13 protein-coding genes and 3 tRNA genes are annotated in these 19,016 nt (G+C 41.5%); 7 read left to right on the top strand and 9 right to left on the bottom strand.

Translation table 11 applies throughout. The annotated features are described in order from the left end of the window. Nucleotides 1-82: 82 nt before the first annotated feature. On the bottom strand, nucleotides 83-1,678 hold the full coding sequence (locus J7K40_11070; GenBank protein ID MCD6162939.1) for a T9SS type A sorting domain-containing protein: 1,596 nt from the start codon (nucleotides 1,676-1,678) through the stop codon (nucleotides 83-85). Between the two features lie 447 nt (nucleotides 1,679-2,125). On the opposite strand from J7K40_11070, the gene J7K40_11075 reads away from it, so the two are divergent. From J7K40_11075 to J7K40_11100, 6 genes are all read left to right on the top strand, one after another. Further along, nucleotides 2,126-4,888 carry a pyruvate, phosphate dikinase gene (locus tag J7K40_11075; protein MCD6162940.1) on the top strand — a complete coding sequence of 921 codons (2,763 nt, stop codon included), beginning with the start codon at nucleotides 2,126-2,128 and terminating at the stop codon, nucleotides 4,886-4,888. A gap of 299 nt (nucleotides 4,889-5,187) precedes the next feature. Further along, entirely contained in the window at nucleotides 5,188-6,465 is a 1,278-nt protein-coding gene (locus J7K40_11080; protein ID MCD6162941.1) for a citrate (Si)-synthase, read from the top strand. Nucleotides 6,466-7,019: 554 nt separating this feature from the next. Then, entirely contained in the window at nucleotides 7,020-7,268 is a 249-nt protein-coding gene (locus J7K40_11085) for a hypothetical protein (protein ID MCD6162942.1), read from the top strand. 36 nt (nucleotides 7,269-7,304) lie between these two features. After that, nucleotides 7,305-7,859 carry a hypothetical protein gene (locus J7K40_11090; protein ID MCD6162943.1) on the top strand — a complete coding sequence of 185 codons (555 nt, stop codon included), beginning with the start codon at nucleotides 7,305-7,307 and terminating at the stop codon, nucleotides 7,857-7,859. A 358-nt stretch (nucleotides 7,860-8,217) separates the two neighbouring features. Further along, nucleotides 8,218-9,507: a GWxTD domain-containing protein gene (locus J7K40_11095; protein MCD6162944.1), complete on the top strand. Its 1,290-nt coding sequence runs from the start codon at nucleotides 8,218-8,220 to the stop codon at nucleotides 9,505-9,507. A gap of 785 nt (nucleotides 9,508-10,292) precedes the next feature. Then, the gene (locus J7K40_11100) at nucleotides 10,293-10,934 is read left to right on the top strand and encodes a GWxTD domain-containing protein (protein ID MCD6162945.1); all 642 of its coding nucleotides are present in this window, start codon (nucleotides 10,293-10,295) and stop codon (nucleotides 10,932-10,934) included. A gap of 191 nt (nucleotides 10,935-11,125) precedes the next feature. Here the strand turns inward: J7K40_11100 and guaB are convergent, their stop codons facing one another. The 5 genes from guaB to J7K40_11125 form a co-directional block, all read right to left on the bottom strand. Further along, nucleotides 11,126-12,583, bottom strand: a complete 1,458-nt coding sequence (gene guaB / locus J7K40_11105; GenBank protein ID MCD6162946.1) for an IMP dehydrogenase — start codon at nucleotides 12,581-12,583, stop codon at nucleotides 11,126-11,128. An 80-nt stretch (nucleotides 12,584-12,663) separates the two neighbouring features. Next, on the bottom strand, nucleotides 12,664-13,374 hold the full coding sequence (locus J7K40_11110) for a hypothetical protein (protein MCD6162947.1): 711 nt from the start codon (nucleotides 13,372-13,374) through the stop codon (nucleotides 12,664-12,666). A gap of 136 nt (nucleotides 13,375-13,510) precedes the next feature. After that, a tRNA-Val gene (locus tag J7K40_11115) sits at nucleotides 13,511-13,584 on the bottom strand. 8 nt (nucleotides 13,585-13,592) lie between these two features. Continuing rightward, a tRNA-Ile gene (locus J7K40_11120) sits at nucleotides 13,593-13,666 on the bottom strand. Between the two features lie 822 nt (nucleotides 13,667-14,488). Then, nucleotides 14,489-15,520, bottom strand: coding sequence for a hypothetical protein (locus tag J7K40_11125; GenBank protein MCD6162948.1), 1,032 nt, complete (start codon nucleotides 15,518-15,520; stop codon nucleotides 14,489-14,491). A 256-nt stretch (nucleotides 15,521-15,776) separates the two neighbouring features. Between J7K40_11125 and J7K40_11130 the strand changes: the two genes are divergently transcribed. Next, nucleotides 15,777-15,858 (top strand) — tRNA-Leu (locus J7K40_11130). A gap of 257 nt (nucleotides 15,859-16,115) precedes the next feature. On the opposite strand, the gene J7K40_11135 is transcribed toward J7K40_11130, so the two are convergent. Genes J7K40_11135 through J7K40_11145 form a run of 3 tightly spaced genes read right to left on the bottom strand, consistent with a single transcriptional unit; the run spans nucleotide 16,116 to nucleotide 18,911 of the window. Then, the gene (locus J7K40_11135) at nucleotides 16,116-17,282 is read right to left on the bottom strand and encodes a thioredoxin family protein (protein ID MCD6162949.1); all 1,167 of its coding nucleotides are present in this window, start codon (nucleotides 17,280-17,282) and stop codon (nucleotides 16,116-16,118) included. Then, nucleotides 17,279-17,434, bottom strand: coding sequence for a hypothetical protein (locus J7K40_11140; protein MCD6162950.1), 156 nt, complete (start codon nucleotides 17,432-17,434; stop codon nucleotides 17,279-17,281). Before J7K40_11140 ends, J7K40_11135 begins: the two co-directional genes overlap by 4 nt. Beyond that, nucleotides 17,412-18,911 carry a hypothetical protein gene (locus tag J7K40_11145; GenBank protein ID MCD6162951.1) on the bottom strand — a complete coding sequence of 500 codons (1,500 nt, stop codon included), beginning with the start codon at nucleotides 18,909-18,911 and terminating at the stop codon, nucleotides 17,412-17,414. The genes J7K40_11140 and J7K40_11145 overlap by 23 nt, the downstream gene beginning before the upstream one ends. Between the last annotated feature and the right edge of the window lie 105 nt (nucleotides 18,912-19,016).

A 19,016-nucleotide genomic window follows, 5' to 3' on the forward strand; every position in this document is an offset into this window, starting at 1 on the left:
GCGTCAGGATGGAAGGAATGACATCCCTTTATGCGTCAGGATGGAAGGAACGACATCCTGACGCTGACGAATATACAGCTTATTATTTTAACAACACCATCTTTCTTGCTTGTTCAAAGTTGTTTGCTTTTATTTTATAGAAATAAATTGCCGATGGATACTTATCGGCATCCCATATTATCGAATGCGAGCCGGCTGGTTGTCTGCCTGTAAACAGGGTTTCGATTTTCCGGCCGAGCATGTCGTATATCTCGATATTTACATTTGATGCTATTGGCAAAGCATATTGAACTGTAGTTTTAACGTTAAACGGGTTGGGGTAATTTTGAGATAATGTAAATTTCTCCGGGTGTGGATGCTTGCCTGGTTTTATACCGGTTAGATGCTCAGCCTCAACGAACATAACTGGTAATGCAGCATAACTCCTACTATTACAAGAATCATAAATATAAGTAATATATGGCAATAAATCAGCATCCTCAGCGGCGCTGGGACATATTTCGCTTTCATATAAAGGTGTATTTGTGATATTTTGCGGCTCCTGCCATGTCAAACCATTATCCCCCGATTGGTTGATATAAAGATCACCGTTGTATTCGCCGTTAGTATTAGTATCGCCCTTGGCATACTGGCACCATGTGGCAAATAAAACAGGCGGTTCATCCTGTCTGCTTAATGAAACCTGACTAATTGCAGGAATATAGCCATAGAATGATTTTAATGTATCTTCATTTACAGTTATCAAATTAATATTTTCAGATAGCTCGTCATAATGCCATAGCCAGCTAATAGCATTATAAGATGTTGGCCAGGCTATATGTAAAACATCATTGTAATCGAAAAGAGCTTCAACACCGAAAGCGGCTATATGGCTTGAATCTGAATTCATATAATCGGTAACTTGGATATTATCTGTTTGCCAGTTCCAGTTTAAGCCATCCTCAGATACAATATAATATACCTCGTTACCGTATTGCGAGGTTGTATCGTTTGGGTGAAGGAATGCGATAGCTACTCTATCGGATACCGGCGAGGCGGTAATAATTGCCGAAATTACCATAACCGAATCGACTAATTGAACATCGCTCCAGTTACTGCCGCCATCGGTTGAATTTGTGTAGCATAGCCTTTTAAGTCTCCAATCGGTATTTTCGGTCATAACGATATGGATGTTATCGTTTCGGTCGACCGCAACATCCGGCCAATAGCATCGTCCCGGGTAATCTGGTGTTTGCGGGAATATCTCATCGGGCGGATTATAATGATTAAAAAAAACCATTCCCGGAAATTCACACTCAACTGACAGAGTAACATAAGTTGGGTTGCTGCCGCCAGTAGAATGGTATATGATAGCACCTCGATTACCGTAAATAATATCAAGATTGCAGAAGCCAGCTCCATTACAGCCAACTGCGCTATCAAATTGATTTGGATTCCAAACGCCATCAGGATTTCTCCAATTATAATATACGCACCGCGGCGCTGGCGGATATGGCAAGCCAAGCACGTTCATCCAACAAACATAGATACTGCCGTCATCGCCTACCGCTATCCGGCTGCTTACAGAGCCGTTATTTTGATATGTCCAATATGTTGTTCCGACAGTATCGCCCAGCGGCTCGGTATGAACTGCGCCAGTTATTAGCAAAATAATCAATGCAATAACGATTGTTTTCATTATGCTTCCTCCGTTCCTTGTGCTTTGTATGCCTTGCGATTATGCGCTGTTTGCCCTAACCTGGATTTTACTCCATCCTGCAACTTTTGGTAATGCGGGCTTTCTATAGTAAGGTTTAGAATTAACAGTTTAATAATCCCCGCCACTAACGGAGGATTATTTTCTATGCGTCGGGATGGAAGGAACGACATCCTGACGCTGGGAATTGGCGAACATGACTAACCTATGGAATAATAAACACTTAGAAGGGCATCAATAAAGATTTTCAAGTCTGGTAAAAAAGCAGATTTTCGCAACCATATTAACTGCATATTTATAGTTCAAAATGACACATTTTTAACTATTAGAATTGCATATACATTTAATCCGCTTGCAATTAGCCGATAACATGTATATAATATTATTCTATTTTTTGAATAGTAATCCTGTTAATATAAAGGAGAGGAAATGGCAGCAAAAAAGACAGTTAAAAAGAAAAAAGCTAAAACACAAACAACTAAGAAAAAGACTACAATTAAAAAAGCTAAGCCCGCAGCCGAAACAAACAAGCTCGTTTATTTATTTGGCGGCAAGAAAGCTGAGGGCAAGGGCGTCATGAAAGATATTCTTGGCGGTAAAGGCGCCGGACTTGCCGAGATGACTAATATCGGGATTCCGGTCCCGCCCGGTTTCACTATCAGCACGAAAACCTGCGACCTTTTCTATCAAAACAATATGACTGCTCCCAAAGAACTTGATGTTCAGTCGAAAAAAGGTATGGCTCATATCGAAAAACTGACTGGGAAAAAATTCGGCAATCCAAAAGACCCATTGTTATTATCAGTGCGTTCCGGGGCTAAATTTTCCATGCCCGGAATGATGGATACGGTATTAAATCTCGGACTTAATGATGAAACGTTGGTTGGACTTATTGAGAAAACAGACAATGAGCGATTTGTTTTTGACAGCTATCGACGGTTTATTCAGATGTTTGGCAATGTTGTGCTCGATATTGATAAAAGCGAGTTCGAGAAAATAATTGAAGCCCGTAAAAAGAAGCAAAAAGTCAAACTCGATACTGAATTGACGATTGATGATTTAAAATACATCATTAAAAAATACAAAGAGGTAATCAAAGCTAAAACCGGCGAGGAATTCCCTCAGGATGTTGATGTTCAGCTTCAGATGTCTCGGGATGCCGTTTTCCGTTCTTGGAATAATCCCCGGGCTATTACTTACCGTAAGTTAAATGATATTCCCGGAGATCTTGGAACTGCCGTAAATATTCAGACTATGGTATTCGGCAACATGGGTGATGATTCCGCTACTGGCGTAGGATTCACTCGCGACCCCTCCACGGGACAGAAAAAGTTTTACGGCGAGTATCTTACTAATGCTCAGGGCGAGGATGTTGTGGCCGGTGTAAGGACGCCCAAGCATATATCCGACTTGGCCAAAGAAATGCCTAAGATATACAAACAGCTAAAACAGATAACCACTAATCTGGAAACGCATTATCGGGATGTTCAGGATTTCGAGTTTACCATTGAGCAAGGCACGCTCTATATGCTTCAGACCCGCACTGGCAAGCGCACTACTGCGGCGGCTGTTAAAATTGCGGTCGATATGGTCAAGGAGAAGCTTATTAGCAAAAAGGAAGCGCTATTAAGAGTAGAGCCTGTTTCCTTAGACCAGCTTCTTCATCCCCGAATTGACCCCAAGGCTAAACCGACAGTTATTGCCAAAGGCTTAGCCGCCTCTCCGGGTGCGTCATCAGGAATGGCAGTTTTTTCCTCTGATGATGCTGTTCGTTTTGCCGAGGCTGGCAATAAAGTTATTTTAGTTCGTCAGGAAACCAACCCCGATGATATACACGGCATGAATGCCGCAGAGGGCATACTTACATCGCGCGGCGGAATGACCTCGCATGCTGCGGTTGTTGCCAGAGGTATGGGGACATGTTGTGTGGCTGGGTGCGAGGATGTCAAGGTTTACGAGGTTGACAGAAAATTTATAGTCGGCAAACATGTTATTTCCGAAGGAGATGTTATCACGCTTAACGGCAGCACTGGCGAGGTAATGTTAAACGAGGTTGCCACTATCGACCCGGAGCTTTCGGGAGAATTCGGCGTTTTCATGAGTTGGGCGGATGATGTGCGTTTGTTAAAGATTCGCACTAATGCCGACACTCCTAAAGATGCCGAAAGAGCAATATCATTCGGAGCAGAGGGTATCGGATTATGCCGCACCGAGCACATGTTTTTTGCACCGGACAGAATCCCGCTTGTGCAGAAAATGATACTTGCAGACAATGAACTCGACCGCCGCGAGGCGCTTGATAATCTTCTGCCGCTTCAAAAGAAAGATTTCAAAGGAATATTTAATTCAATGCAGGGTAAGCCGGTTACTATCAGGACCATAGACCCGCCCTTGCATGAATTCCTGCCTGATAAACAGGAAGTCATCAAGGAAATAGAAGAGTTAAAAGCCAAGGGCGCCTGGGAGGATGATATTAAAGCTAAGGAAAAAATCCTGACCAGAATAGATGAGCTTACCGAGTTTAATCCAATGATGGGGCATCGCGGCTGTCGTTTAGGAATCACATATCCGGAGATTACAGAAATGCAAACTCGGGCGATTATTTCGGCCGCCTGTGAAATCACCAAAAACCCCAAGAAAGAAGCTCCGCTGCCTGAAATCATGATACCGCTTGTGGGCACTGTGGAAGAGCTAAAAAATCAAAAGGCTATAGTCGATCGAGTGGCTAAAGAGGTTATGAAGCAATATAAGCGGGAAATTAACTATCTTGTTGGAACCATGATAGAAATACCGCGCGGCGCGTTAACAGCCGATGAGATTGCCGAAATAGCCGAGTTCTTCTCTTTTGGCACCAATGACCTTACTCAGATGGCATTCGGGTATTCGCGAGATGACGCCGCTAAATTCATCAAAATTTACCTTGATAAAAATATCCTACCCAAAGATCCATTCGTCAGCATTGATAGAAAAGGCGTCGGCCAGTTGATGAAAATAGCTGCCGAAAAAGGTCGTTCGGTAAAAAAAGACCTCAAGATTGGTATCTGCGGTGAACATGGAGGAGACCCCTCATCAATTGAATTTTGTCATGAAATTGGATTGAACTACGTGAGTTGTTCGCCATATAGGGTTCCTATTGCCCGTTTAGCGGCTGCTCATGCCGCCCTTGGCAAAACCGACTATACGATGAAATAATTGTAATATATACTTGCCTACGGCCGCAAGGGTTCGATATTGAACCCTTGCGGTTTATAAATCCGCTTGACAGCTAATCAGAATAGCATAAAGACATCTTTTTTTAATCAAAATTCCTATCAAATAATTTGTTGACATTTATAAACCCAATCCATAAATTACGTTTCTGAAATTATGTGAAATGTATCACAATTTTAGCTGATAGCTTAGAGAGAAATTAATGGGTTTTTATAATAGTTGCCAACAAAAATTATGAAAACAAATAAATCATTACTAATTTTATTTTCAAAGGAGAAAATATGTCGTTACTTAAAGACAAACTTGCCCAGCAGATACCGGGATTGCGCGACGATATCAAAAATTTCGTCAAGGCGCACGGCGATAAGCAGCTTTCGACCGTAAGCATCGCCCAGGCGTACGGCGGCATGAGGGGTGTCAAAGCTATGGTTTGCGATACCTCGGAAGTGCCTCCGGATAAAGGACTTCTAATCAGAAACATACCGATTGGCGAACTCGCAGACAGGCTGCCCGAAGAAATATTCTTCCTGCTGTGCACCGGCGATTTGCCCAACAAAGAAGAACTTGCCGACTTGCAGAAAGAATATTCCGCTCGCTGCGAGGTTCCCGATTATGTTTGGAAAGTTCTTGAGGCTATGCCGAAAGATTCCCATCCGATGTGCATGTTTGATACCGCCATCTTGGTGATGGAGAAGGAATCCAAGTTCCGCGCCGGTTATGACAAGGGTATGAAGAAAACCGAATACTGGGAGCCGATGCTCGAGGACAGCCTCGATATTTTGGCGAAACTGCCCAATATCGGCGCTGGCATATACCGCATGCGTTTCGATAAAGGTCCCCGTATTGCTCCGAAAAAAGATCTTGATTGGGGCGCTAACTTTGCCTACATGCTTGGCCTTGATGATCCCAAGGGCACCTTGGCTGACTTGATGCGTCTCTATTTAACGCTTCATTCAGACCATGAGGGCGGCAATGTTTCCGCTCATACTTGCCATTGTGTAGCCAGCGCATTATCTGATGCTTATTATGCTGTCAGCGCCGGCTTGAACGGCTTGGCTGGCCCGCTTCACGGCTTAGCCAACCAGGAATGCCTTAACTGGGTGCTTCAGGTGCATGAAAAATTCGGTGGTGTGCCCAGCGATGACGAGCTTAAAAAGTTTGCCTGGGATACATTAAATGCCGGCAAGGTTATTCCCGGTTATGGTCATGCCGTACTGCGTGTTACCGACCCGAGATACACCGCTTTCCGCGCTTTCGGTCAGAAACATATGGCTGATGACCCGATTTTCGCGATTGTCAACAAGGTTTATGAAATTGTGCCGGGCGTGCTCAAAGAGCACGGCAAAGCCAAGAATCCATGGCCGAATGTCGATGCTGGTTCCGGCTCATTGCTGTATCATTACGGCATGAAAGAGTTCCCGTATTACACAGTGCTGTTCTCGATTTCGAGAGCTATGGGCATGTGTTCGCAGATGATTGTCAGCCGCGCGATGGGTTATGCTATCGAGCGTCCGAAATCTTTGCCGACTGCTGTTATCAAAGCCCTAGCTGGCGCGTAATTAATCGAGTAGATATTCAAATTTTCAAAGCCCGCCATAGGCGGGCTTTTTTTATTGACATTAAATTTGTGTTGCCGGAAGAAAAAAGAAAAATAAAAGCGGCAGCATAAACGTTCAAATAATTTCCAAAGAAGTAGTAGGGCAGGGCAGAAGCAGTAGGGCAGGAGTCTCCGACTCCTGCCTATTAAGGATACCCCAATGCATCTGTTGCGCAGATTATTTTTATAACGAGAATATTAATTCTGTCACATATTCAACTAACCCGTATTATTCACAAACTCCAGCATACGATACTTCAATGTGTAAATTAGTCATTGCTCCGCCACTGGTGGAGACCAAAGGGAGCGCGGCAATCTGTATGCTTTAATTTGCACGGCAACAAGGAGATTGCCATGTCGCTCCGCTCCTCGCAATGACTCCTTTTATTTTTTATGAATAATGCGGGCTAAGATTATTGAGGATTATAAAGAGTAGTTGAAAAATAATCGCGCCGAATAGGCAGGAGTCTCTAATAACTACCTTATTGCATAGCCCTACTTACTTGATATTATAAAATGTATCCTGTTTTATTAACAATTTCCGACTCCTGCCCTACTAACTGCCCTCTAAGGCGGGCTGGCATAAGAGAAACTTATGTTAGCACAGAAATTTCGGGGCTTTTAAAATTTCAAATTTCGTGGGCAGGTTTTAAACCGATTCCTATTGCCCAAATTGATAAATTGTTGTATATTATTATTAAGCAAAACAAGAAAATTGACAAACTGGAAAACAGAATTGGCGAACTTGAAAACAATATAAAATAACGGGTAAATCATATGAATATTTGTAAAATATCAATCATGCTGCTACTTGCAGCAGCATCCGCGGCGATAGCCCAAACATATCAAATAGATTGGTATGTTATCGGTTCCGGCGGCGGCAGTTCGTCATCGGAGAGCTATTCGGTTGATGGCACAATCGGTCAGCCGATAGTCGGGCAGACATCATCGGAGAATTACATCGTCGAAGCCGGTTTTTGGGTTGGTTCCGGTGCGGGACCATCCGGCTATGAATATCTCCCCGGCGATGTCAACATGGCTAATGGCTTATGGCCGCCATTGGTTATTGGCGGTGATGTTACTTTCTTAGTTAACTACTTTAAAGGTTTGCCAGCCAGCCAACCCTGTTTGCTTGATGGTTTCTGGGCATCTGCCGATGCCAACGGCGATTGTATAGTCATAGGCAGTGATGTGATAAGATTAGTCAATTATTTCAGAGGCGCCGGCGAGATAGAGTATTGTCCTTCTTATCTGCCTGCCTATCCCCCGCTGCCGCCCTCGGCGCCATCCGGTTGGCCGAATTGCGAGATACCGCCCGCAGCAGATAAAGTTGTTCCTGTAAGAAATAGTAATTAAAACATAAATACTCCGATGCCAGACTGTTGACAAAAGGCTGATGAAATAAATTTTTAAACAATATTGAATTTGTAAAACAGTAACGCGTAGGAGCATATTGCAATACGCCCCTACGCGCGGCGGCATACATCACCCTAAAATATATTATATTATTTTGCCAACAACCTGCCCCCGATTTTCCAGCCGGGGCAGGCTTTGTCAACACCCCCTGGCTTCCAGATGCCGCTTGACAGCCCTGCTGCTTAATAATTATATAATCAATTCTTATAAAGAAATATTGGAATATTTTGAAAGTTGATTTATAATATATAGAGTAGATTGGCGAAAAATATTTTAATCTGCAGGAGGTTGCAGCTTTATGAAAAAATTGATTGTAATAATTGCTATCCTTATAATAACTGGTTCAGCCAGCGCACAAGTAGGACTTCGACCAGCTGCTTTTTATGTAGATTTAGCGGCTTTTGCCTCAGACAGTTCCGATGTTGAAAGGCTTGAAGTGTATTATAAAATATATACATCCAAACTTACACATATTCTTAAGGATGGAAAATATTTTGCCAGCTATAGCGTTACTGCAGTTATTAAAAAAGATAAAAAGCAGCATACGGCTGCCGAAACTGAAGGTTCTCTATATTCTGCATCGTATGATGAAACCCAGAATTTAGAAAACTATATTGTCGATAAATTGGACTTCCATTTGAAACCGGGAAAATATAAGCTTGAAATCACCTTAAACGACCTGAATGCCTCCTCCTTGAAAACGTTGGAAACCAATATCAATATTAGCAGCCTAAGCAAAAAAAAGGAGGCGTTTTCAAATATTTTGTTTGCCAGCGAAATATCTCCGGCTGAGGATTCATCGGCATTTAATAAAAACGAGTGGCGGGTTATTCCCTCGGTTTCCCGAAGGTATGGTGATAATATAAATCATCTTAAATTCTATTACGAATATTACAATACAAATCCCGGTACAGATTCTATTCTTATAACTTATGAGATAATAGACAGTAAAAATAATGATTATCTTACTAAAATCGTCTCTAAGGAAAGGCGCGCATTAAACAGGTATATCGATTCGCTCAGCCTTGAAAATATTTTACCAGGACCTTACGAATTAGTAATAACCGCTAAAAGCAGCAGCTCGAAAAAGACTATCAGTCAAAGAGGGTTTTTTAAGCTAATCTGGTCGGCTCTTGAAATGGTTAAAAACGATTATAAGACGGCAGTAAATCAACTGGTTTATATTGCAAATTCAAATGAGATAAAACTCCTGAAAGACACACCGAAAGAAAATCGTGTTGATAAATGGAATGAATTCTGGGAATCGAGAGACCCCAGTCCGGATACGCCCGAAAATGAAATCAAAGACGAATATTATAAGCGAATTGCCTATGCTAATCATAACTTCAGCGTACCTAATAAAAGCGGCTGGCGAACAGATATGGGTATGACTTATATCATTCATGGCGAACCGGATGATATCGAACGCTATCCATTCGAACTTGAAACCAAGCCGTATGAAATATGGTATTTCTATGCTCCCAGACGGAGGTTCTTGTTTATCGATGTTAGAGGTTATGGCGAATATGAGCTTCAATATCCTTATGATGGCGATATATCAAAACCAATCAATATATATGGAGGATGATTATGAAAAATTTAGCTGTTTGTTTAATAATGTGCGTTTTATCATCGTTTTGCCTGGCTGAGAAAACAGATATTTCCGGTGACTTATATGCAGACAATAATAATCTGCTAATCCTTGCCGATTATGCATGCTTTAAGTATTCCGATAACATAGACTTAGTGTTTACCGAAATGTATTACAGCTTCTTCCGCAGCCAGCTTTACTTTAATCCTGATACATCAGGCTACAACGCCTGTGTTGACGTTTATCTTGAGATAATTTCTGAAGCCGGTGAGTTGATAGATTCAAGCAGTTGGCGGATGGCAAGTCGGACAGCCACTATTGCCGAATCGAAAATCCCAAATTATTTAATAAATGATATAATAACAGCCAAGCTAAAACCCGGCAAATACAGCTTTAATATAAAAATTGCCGATGTTTATTCCGACGTTTTCGGGCAAAAGAAGATTGAATTTACCGTCCCTTCATATTCATATACCGACCTGGAATTATCTCAATTAGAATTAATCTATAATATTTCAGATCCCGATAACGGACCATTCGATAAAGCCGGGAAAAAGATTATTCCCAACACCAGGGCAATTTATTCTCATGATGACAACATAGTTTATTTTTATGCTGAAGCCTATAATCTCGATTCAGCTTGGAATACATACACAATCGATATTCGCATCTATGACGGCAACGGCAATCTATATAAAGACATTCCGTCAACAACACAACCCATTGCAAGCAAATCGACGGTGGTTCTGAATGGCTTTAATATCGCTTCTTTTAGAGTTGGGATGTATAAATTATCAGTAGGCATACATTCGGGCGGAAATAGCGTCATCAGAGAAAAATATTTTGAAATTACGCCGGGCAAATTAGAATGGGAAATAGCTAAGGAAAAACAGGAATTAGCGGATTTTCCCGAAGCCGATAAAATCACATCCGATGATGAGGCTAAAAATTTTAAAAACCAAATATTATATATTGCCTCTCGCGATGAATTGAAACAATATGACAAACTGCCGTTAGCCGGCAAAAACGGATTCGCCAAAGCCTTCTGGAAAAGGCGCGACCCAACTCCCGAAACTGTAATAAACGAATTTAAAATCGAGCATTACAAACGGTTTAGGTATGCTAATGAAGCCTATTCCTCTTTTAAAGAGGCAGAGGACTCTAATAAAAATGGCTGGCGGTCTGATAGGGGAAGGGTCTATATTGTTTATGGCGCGCCATCGGATAAAGAAAATAATCCCTCATCATTAGAGGCTAAGCCGTGGACACAGTGGAATTACGATAATGTTGAAGGTGGAGTATATTTCATCTTCATCGATGAGACCGGCTATGGCAATTACCGTCTTGTCCATTCCACAGCTCAGGGCGAACCCAAGGATTATTACTGGGAAAATCGCCTGATGCCCTCATCGCTTAGCAAATGATATTCCTTATACAGTAGGTTAAGACCTCCGAGGGGGCGATCTTGACAAGCCCGTTAATGGCGAAGCTGCCAAGCAGGCACTTCCGCAACCAGAGTGTATGCTTTTAGCCTGCATCCCGTTAAACGTGGTTGTGGTGTACGCCCCGTGCTCGTTATCTGTGGTTGGTGTACGTCCTCGTACACCGACAAAGCCTATCCCATCACCCGATAATTCGGCGACTCCTTAGTGATGTTTATATCATGCGGATGATTTTCTCTTACGCCTGCGGATGTTACCCGAATAAAACGAGCGTTTTGCTTTAAAGCCGTAATGTCTTTAACGCCGCAAATCCCCATACCGGCTTTAATCCCGCCAATAAGCTGAAAAACAGAATTTGCTAACTGGCCTTTATTCGGAACTCGCCCGACAACGCCCTCCGGCACCATTTTGCTCGATTCATCTTCCTGGAAATACCTATCGGCAGACCCCTTTTTCATAGCCTCTATCGACCCCATGCCGCGATAAACTTTATAGGCACGCCCCTCATAAAGAATAGTTTCGCCGGGAGCTTCATCGGTGCCGGCAAACAATGAGCCTATCATCACCGTATCGGCGCCTGCCGCCAATGCTTTCGTGATGTCGCCGGAGTAGGTGATGCCGCCATCCGCGATAATCGGTATTTGATGCTTGGCGGCGGCTTCGGCGCATTCGATAATTGCGGTAATCTGGGGCATGCCGGCACCGGTAATAACTCGCGTAGTGCAGATTGAACCAGGTCCGATGCCAACCTTAACAGCATCAGCGCCTGCTTTGATAAGGCTCTCCGCACCTTTGGCTGTGGCAACATTTCCCGCAATGACATTTATATCGGAATATTGGCTCTTAATTGCTCGAACGGCATCTATCACACCTTTAGAATGGCCGTGCGATGAATCGACCACGATAACATCCGCGCCGGCATCAATTAAAGCAGCAATTCTATCCATGCTTCCCTTGTTCGCGCCAACAGCCGCGCCAGCTCTGAGACGTCCCCGATTATCTTTGCTGGCATTGGGATATTTTATCCTCTTCATAATATCCTTAATAGTTATCATGCCCTTGAGTATTCTTTCCGAATCAACAATAAGCAGTTTTTCAATACGGTGTTCATGAAGCAGATTTTTAGCCTGTTCCAAATCGGTTCCTTCGGGGGCGGTAATCAGATTATCTTTTGTCATAACCTCTGAAATCAACAAACTCGGATCGGGATGGAAGCGTAAATCGCGGTTTGTAAGTATTCCAACCAACTTGCCATTATTTGTAATCGGTATTCCGGAAATCGAGAATTTTTCCATTACTGCCATCGCCTCACCTATATTGGCTTCCGGATGAAGGGTTATCGGATCGACAATCATACCGGATTCCGAACGCTTAACCTTGTCGACTTCTTCAGCCTGCCTCTCTATAGACATATTTTTATGGATAATTCCAATACCGCCCTCGCGAGCCATGGCAATTGCCAAGCTCGACTCAGTAACAGTATCCATCGCCGCCGATATAAGCGGTATATTTAAAATGATATCGCCCACCAGACGGGTAGCAAGGTTCACCTGGCTGGGAAGTGTCTCCGAATAAGACGGTACTAATAATACATCATCAAATGTTAAGGCTAAGTCAAAATTATTAATCATGATAAAATCCTTTCATTTAGCTTTAAAAAAAACCGGCATAATGCCGGTTTATAAATAAAAACTCGTTTAATATTAATAAATTAATCTTCATCAATCCAAATTAAAATCCTGCCGCAGCTATCGCAAGTATAAATTCTATCTCCACGTCTGATTTGTTGAACCATTTGCGGAGGAATTTGTTTGAAACAGCCGCCGCAAGCTCTCTTGCGAAGGGGCACAACAGCATTACCGCCTTTGCCTTTACGGATTCTTTCATAAACTGTCAGAGCTTTTCTGTCTAATGACTTAGTCAGTTCCTGCCTGATTTGTTTTTTTTCGACGATTTTCGATTCGAGCAATGCCATCTCTGACCGAAGATTCTCTAAGTGTGTCTGATTGTTTTCCTTAACATCTTTCAGCTCAGCTTCAAGTTCCCCTATTTTTTCAGTACTCTCATCGATAGTGCCCATCAACTTTAGAATCTCATCTTCACTATCGCTGATATTTTGCTTTCTTTGGTCTATTTCTGTAATTAAAGCGTCATATTCTTTGTTGGTTTTGATAACTTTCATCTGTTTAGTATATTTTCCCAGCGCTTCTTTGTCAGCTTCAATATCAATTTCGATTTGCTTCTGTTTTTTCTGAGCTTCTATAAGGATGTCTTTATTTTCTTGATATTCTTTTTCAAGTATTACAATCTCATTGTTAACATTATCAATCATTTCAGGTAAATATACTTTTGATCGTTCAAGTTCTCCAAGTTGTTCGTCAATTTCCTGCAAGTCTAATAGAGAAGTTAAAATCTGTTGCATACTATTTCCTCATAATAAAAAAAGTGCGCTTTATAGCACACTTTTAAATTACTATTATCTTTGTTTGGGGATGAATTATATTTTTTGTAGGGATTTTGATTATTCATCCGCCTCTCGTTCTTTTTGTTTTCAACTATGGGCAATACTGGATTTGAACCAGTGGCCTCTCGGATGTGAACCGAACGCTCTAACCAACTGAGCTAATTGCCCTAACCACTTGGGCCCACCAGGACTCGAACCTGGGACCCACTGATTATGAGTCAGTTGCTCTAACCAACTGAGCTATGGGCCCTCAATCCATGTAATCATATTAAAGACTAAATAAAAACAAGTCAACCTAATTCTTATAAATAACCGTTATTTATAAAAATTTATTGTTTAACCACATATTCAGATAAAATTGATGATTGTATAATCTCGAATTTTGATCAAATCAATTTTGGTCAGCTAATCGCAAATATCTTATTAAAATCACAGCTTTATTAATTATACAACAATTAAATCACCCTAATTAGTTCTCAAAAAAGGCTATATAACTCAAAGGCCGCCTTTAAGGGCGGCCTCTGACCAAAGCAACTGAGGGGAGAGAAGCAAACTACAGTCATATACTAAAGCAATAGGCGTGCCAAAGTGCTTTATTTTGTGTTAATTTTGTAACTTATGTATACACAATTAGTTGCAAATAACTGTTTGGTAGTTTCCTTATTATACTATTACAATTATGTTATTAATATTAACATAATCAACTGCTATAGCTAATATAATTAAGGCTATTCTCAAAATAACTATTAATTCTAAAAAGTTGATAATGTAAATAGCATCTTTGCTAAAGTCGTTTATTATAAGGCAATACAACAGATAATAATATTACTGCTCATAGATTTAAAATTTTTGCTTCTCCGACAATAAGATATTTTAAAATAATTGCCTATATTTTTTTGCCTGTGATAAAATATCATAAAAACTTTACAGTGTTATAAACCATAACAATATGATACAGAAATCAAAATGACAACAGGACTAGCTGCCAAACATCGTCCTGCAGACATGTCCGTGTTCGATAACAGGCAGGCGGATTGCTTTCAGGTTCAGCAGCCCGACAGTTATTACAATATTACTCCTTTAATTCCGCTTGTAAGCTCTCAATATAATTTATTATCTTTTTAAATCCTTTGGCATCCCAATTAGGCATGCCAACCTTTGCCAGCTTTTCTTTTGCGGCAGAAAAATGCTTTAATGCCAGTTTTTTATCGCCTTTCACTATGGCAATTTCGCCAAGTTCGTTATTGGCAAAACCAACCCATTCGGTATTTGCTTCCGATGAGTCCTCGCGGTAAAGCCTTGCCGCCCAATCGTTAACTTTGGTCATCCAGCTGACAGCCGAATCTATTTGCCCGGTCATTCTATAAGCATGTCCAACAGACCAATCGGCAATCAGCTTGGGCAGTTCTTTATCGCCCTTATAATGATACTCATGAGCTTTTAATAAAGCTTCAAGGGCTTTATCATTTTCGCCGTTATCGCTGAAATTCCAGCCAAGGTTGTTCCAGAGTATTGCCAGCATATCATCGAGATTGCCTTTCTCCGCCGCTTCGATGCCCTTATAGCTCCAGCCGGTTCGTTCATCCATTGCGCCGGTGATTGAAACCATATTAGCCGCATCAACTGCCTGTCTAAAAAGTTCATGCTTCAAACAGTAATCATACATCTCTTTGAAAGTTGCGGCGGCTTTTTCGGTTACTGGCGCAGTTTCCTTTTTTTCCTTGACAGCTTCCTGCCACTCAAACCGTCCCCGAACGCCCAGATAACGAGTCCAACCTTTCGGCTCATCAGAGCTGGCTTTACGGGCGGCTTTTTCGAGCCATTTTTTACCTTCATCCATATTGTTTTGCTTGAGATAACATCGGGCAGCCTGCGACCACGCCTCAACCAATATACTGTTATTGTTTTCCTTTTCTGCTATTGCAGCGGCTTCGAGGTAAAATTCCTTAGCTTTATCTAAATCCTGATTGTTGAAATGCTCATCCGCTTTTTCTAATAGCTTCATACTTGCTTGACCTTCATTCTGACCAGAACAGTTGATAAGTAAAATTATTATCGACAGGATTAAACCATACATAGCGTTTATGCGGATTGCTTGATTCATTAGTGTTATCCTCTCCTTTAAATTGTTTTATAGGTAGTTGATTAACTTTTCCTTTAATACATAATAAGTTTTCCCTGATAAATTGTCAAGCGCTGAGCAATCGGGGCAAAGCCAATGAATGAGAAAATCGTAATAACAAGCTCTGAGATTATCTGCAGCTCATTAATGTATCTCAAATTAAAAATATGCAGGCGCTGCAACAAAAGCTTCTTGCGTTAATAGCGAAAATATTATAACATATTGCCGCACAACAATTGCGAAAGTGGCGGAACTGGTAGACGCGCTGGACTTAGGATCCTGTCCCGTGAGGGGTGGGGGTTCAAATCCCCCCTTTCGCATTATGTTTTTAACTCATTGTAAGCCATTAACACACAATAATATCATATTAATATTCAAGAAGTTATTATTCCATTAGCATATAACGTGTTGGATTATTCTAACCTGTATAATTCATAAAATTAACATTTATACTATAAATTAACAATTAATCAATTTAATAATATCAACAACCTGCTGCCGCAGTATTTACCGCCCGCGAAAATTTTAGAGAGACTATCCGCTATGAAGCATAACTTTATATTGTGCTTATAAGCTATTACCTGCTATCTAATTCTGTCTTAAAAATCTCTAACGTCTTCGGCCATTGCTTATTGTCGGGTTCCTCGACTACAGCCATTTCCATAACCGTGATTGCCTCCTCAAGCTTTCCGTTTGCCTTAAGAATCTGAGCGTGAGTATCTAATATCATGGCTTTCTGACTGCCGGATTCGGCAAGATTGACAGCTTTTGCGGCAAGTTGTTCTGCCTCTTCGAGATTGGTTAAGTTTTCGAAACACCACCAGGCGAATTCATTAAGACCATCCGGAGTGTCAAGCCAACCGTCGAACATGGCATCTCTTTTATATTCAACTGCCGCTATTGTATCTCCGGTTACATATAAACATTTAGCGGCAAGAAGCAATTTGTGTGTTCGCTGAATATCAGGGTCATCGCTATCGTCAGAGACAGCCAACCCATTATTGATATATTTAGCTAAATCATCTTGTTTGTCCATCCGTTTTGCCAACCGAATCATAATATTAGAAGTTTGAATTTTATCATCGCTATCGCCGTTTTTGATAACATCCATAGCGGCTAAGGCGGCATTATCATAGGTAAATTGCTCACGGTATATACCGCGGGCGGTATTATAGAAAATATCGAAAGTAAAATCTTTAGAATCGTCCTTATTCAATTGTTGAGCCTGAGTATAATAATTAACCGCATTTATATATTCACCGATTGCGGAATTATAGCGTCCCAGAACAACAGCATCCTTGATATTAGGGTTGGCGGCAAACCTCGATGTTTTCTCATCGATTGTGGTCAAATCAACTTTTGTCTCAGTTAGCGTTTCGATAAAATAAGCTTTTTCAAATCCCATCCAGCGGTCGATAACCTGTTCTTTGCTGTCAATTAGAATATATGTGGGATAGCCTTTGATAGTATATTTCTCCGAAAGCTCAACCCCATCGCCTTTTTCGCAGTCGATTTGATATAAAAGAACGTTCTTCAAAGCCTTGTTAATATCCGTATCTTCATTAAGCGCCTTGGTAAACCGCACACAGGGTCCGCACCACTCAGCAAAGAAATCCAAAAGCAAAGGTTTGCCTTCGCTGGCAGATAGTGCTAACGCCTCATCAAATGTCTGCGGCTTTTTCTCGCAGGTTATTCCGGTGATGCATATAAAAATGGCGAGAAACAGTATCGCTGTTTTTTTCATTTGGTTTTCCCTTTCAATGTTTTATCTATCGTACTCTGGCTGCCAGGCACGAGCTTGGCAGCTTCTCCGCTTATAAGCTCGTCAATCCGCCGCGGCGGACGCTTCAGATGGATTGACCTATTGCTTCCGCTATAACTCAATTTTAACTTCATTAATATATAACAGTTTTCGGTCTCTATTCTTAAGGAAATTTTTCAGGATATAGCCGATATCCGGTTCTACTTTATTATTATAAACGTCTTTATCATTAACTTTAATAACAAGATTTTGGTCTAAGCGCATCATATCCGGGTGAATCAAAACTCTAAAAGCACCCAACCGGGATTGAGTAATATCGATTCGGTTTGAGGCGAATTGAACCTTCGCCATTGCGGATGGCTGTTCGCGAATGAAAAGGTTATAATTTTTTGGCTCAGGCAAATAGCCATGCAAAGGAACTTCTTGATTATCTCTGCTAACTGTAATCTCCACAAAATCGCCCCGCGATAAGCCGGCTTTAAAAGCAACTAAATCAGCCATGGTTTCAATACTCATTTTATTGCCTCTAATGATAATATCGCCTGCCTGAAGGCCTATTCGTGAGGCAAGATAATCGCCATCAACAACACGGTCTATTTTTACTCCGATAGTATCCTCAAAATCCGAAGGTATAAAACCGATGGTTATTGTGCTGTCAATCATAGCGGCATTGTAATCGATATGCCAGGGAGCCGGTTGGCTTATCGCAACCTTATCAATTGCAAACCAGCGACACAAGCCAAATTCCCGCAGAGCAGTTTCCCAAACAATTGAGGTTGGAAACGGATTACGCGGATGACGTTTGAGGAAATTGGCAATCAGGGGAAACTCTTTATCGGCATATGAGAAAGAGTGTGTTCCCTCAAGTTCGCGGTATAATACTTTGCCGCCGGCATCAATAGCCATATCGATAGTTGGCCGCATAGTATGAGTCGGATATAACCCGTCTTTATCAGTAGTAACCGCATAAAGCGGAGTATTGTAAAAATTGGGGGCATAGGTTGGCAATCCGCCATCCTCACTGCCTACACCCATATGGCCATTTAGGGCGATAAAAGCGGCATAATCGGATGGAGCAACCATAGCATGAAGAAATGAAGCGGATGCGCCATCAGAAAAACCGCCCATCCATACCCGGTCATCATCAATATTAAATTCGCTTTTTATAGTGCGGACTATATTTTTAATATTAGCCATGCCGACTTTATCCCACCAGGTTGCGCCCGCCTGCCCCATAGGAAATACCATTAACCATTTATTTTGCTTGGCCAATTTAAGAAAGGGGTTTTCCTTTGCATAATCGATTGGGTTGTCTGCAATATTACCTCGACTAACTCCGCCATGCAAATAGACAAATAACGGCGCCGCTTCTTGAGGATTATAAGCAGGCGGAATATATAATACATAGGGGCGTTCGATACTATCGATACATTTCGCTGACCTCAGTATTATGCCTTTTTTTTCAACTGGTGAGAAGGACACCTTTTCAAGATATTCGACAACTTCCTGCCAATACGGTTTCGCTTTGGCGATTTTCTTTATAAGTTCAGCTTGCTTATCGCTATTTTTCTCAGCCAGAAGTTTATCTATATCATTTTGCCAGTCAGCCATAGCTGCAGATGATAAAATTATGAAAATTGCAATTAATAGCCTTAAATGATTCATTCGGTCGCTCCTTTGTTCCGGGCGTCAGGATGTCGCTCCTTTCATCCTGAC

It is taken from the genome of Candidatus Zixiibacteriota bacterium, assembly GCA_021159005.1.
Lineage (GTDB): Bacteria > Zixibacteria > MSB-5A5 > UBA10806 > 4484-95 > JAGGSN01.

What these genes read in the sequence shown, in the direction of transcription:
- J7K40_11070 (MCD6162939.1), bottom strand. Translation starts at nt 1,678, where the DNA reads ATGAAAACAATCGTTATTGCATTGATTATTTTGCTAATAACTGGCGCA.
- J7K40_11075 (MCD6162940.1), top strand. Translation starts at nt 2,126, where the DNA reads ATGGCAGCAAAAAAGACAGTTAAAAAGAAAAAAGCTAAAACACAAACA.
- J7K40_11080 (MCD6162941.1), top strand. Translation starts at nt 5,188, where the DNA reads ATGTCGTTACTTAAAGACAAACTTGCCCAGCAGATACCGGGATTGCGC.
- J7K40_11085 (MCD6162942.1), top strand. Translation starts at nt 7,020, where the DNA reads ATGTATCCTGTTTTATTAACAATTTCCGACTCCTGCCCTACTAACTGC.
- J7K40_11090 (MCD6162943.1), top strand. Translation starts at nt 7,305, where the DNA reads ATGCTGCTACTTGCAGCAGCATCCGCGGCGATAGCCCAAACATATCAA.
- J7K40_11095 (MCD6162944.1), top strand. Translation starts at nt 8,218, where the DNA reads ATGAAAAAATTGATTGTAATAATTGCTATCCTTATAATAACTGGTTCA.
- J7K40_11100 (MCD6162945.1), top strand. Translation starts at nt 10,293, where the DNA reads ATGTATAAATTATCAGTAGGCATACATTCGGGCGGAAATAGCGTCATC.
- guaB (MCD6162946.1), bottom strand. Translation starts at nt 12,583, where the DNA reads ATGATTAATAATTTTGACTTAGCCTTAACATTTGATGATGTATTATTA.
- J7K40_11110 (MCD6162947.1), bottom strand. Translation starts at nt 13,374, where the DNA reads ATGCAACAGATTTTAACTTCTCTATTAGACTTGCAGGAAATTGACGAA.
- J7K40_11125 (MCD6162948.1), bottom strand. Translation starts at nt 15,520, where the DNA reads ATGAATCAAGCAATCCGCATAAACGCTATGTATGGTTTAATCCTGTCG.
- J7K40_11135 (MCD6162949.1), bottom strand. Translation starts at nt 17,282, where the DNA reads ATGAAAAAAACAGCGATACTGTTTCTCGCCATTTTTATATGCATCACC.
- J7K40_11140 (MCD6162950.1), bottom strand. Translation starts at nt 17,434, where the DNA reads ATGAAGTTAAAATTGAGTTATAGCGGAAGCAATAGGTCAATCCATCTG.
- J7K40_11145 (MCD6162951.1), bottom strand. Translation starts at nt 18,911, where the DNA reads ATGGCTGACTGGCAAAATGATATAGATAAACTTCTGGCTGAGAAAAAT.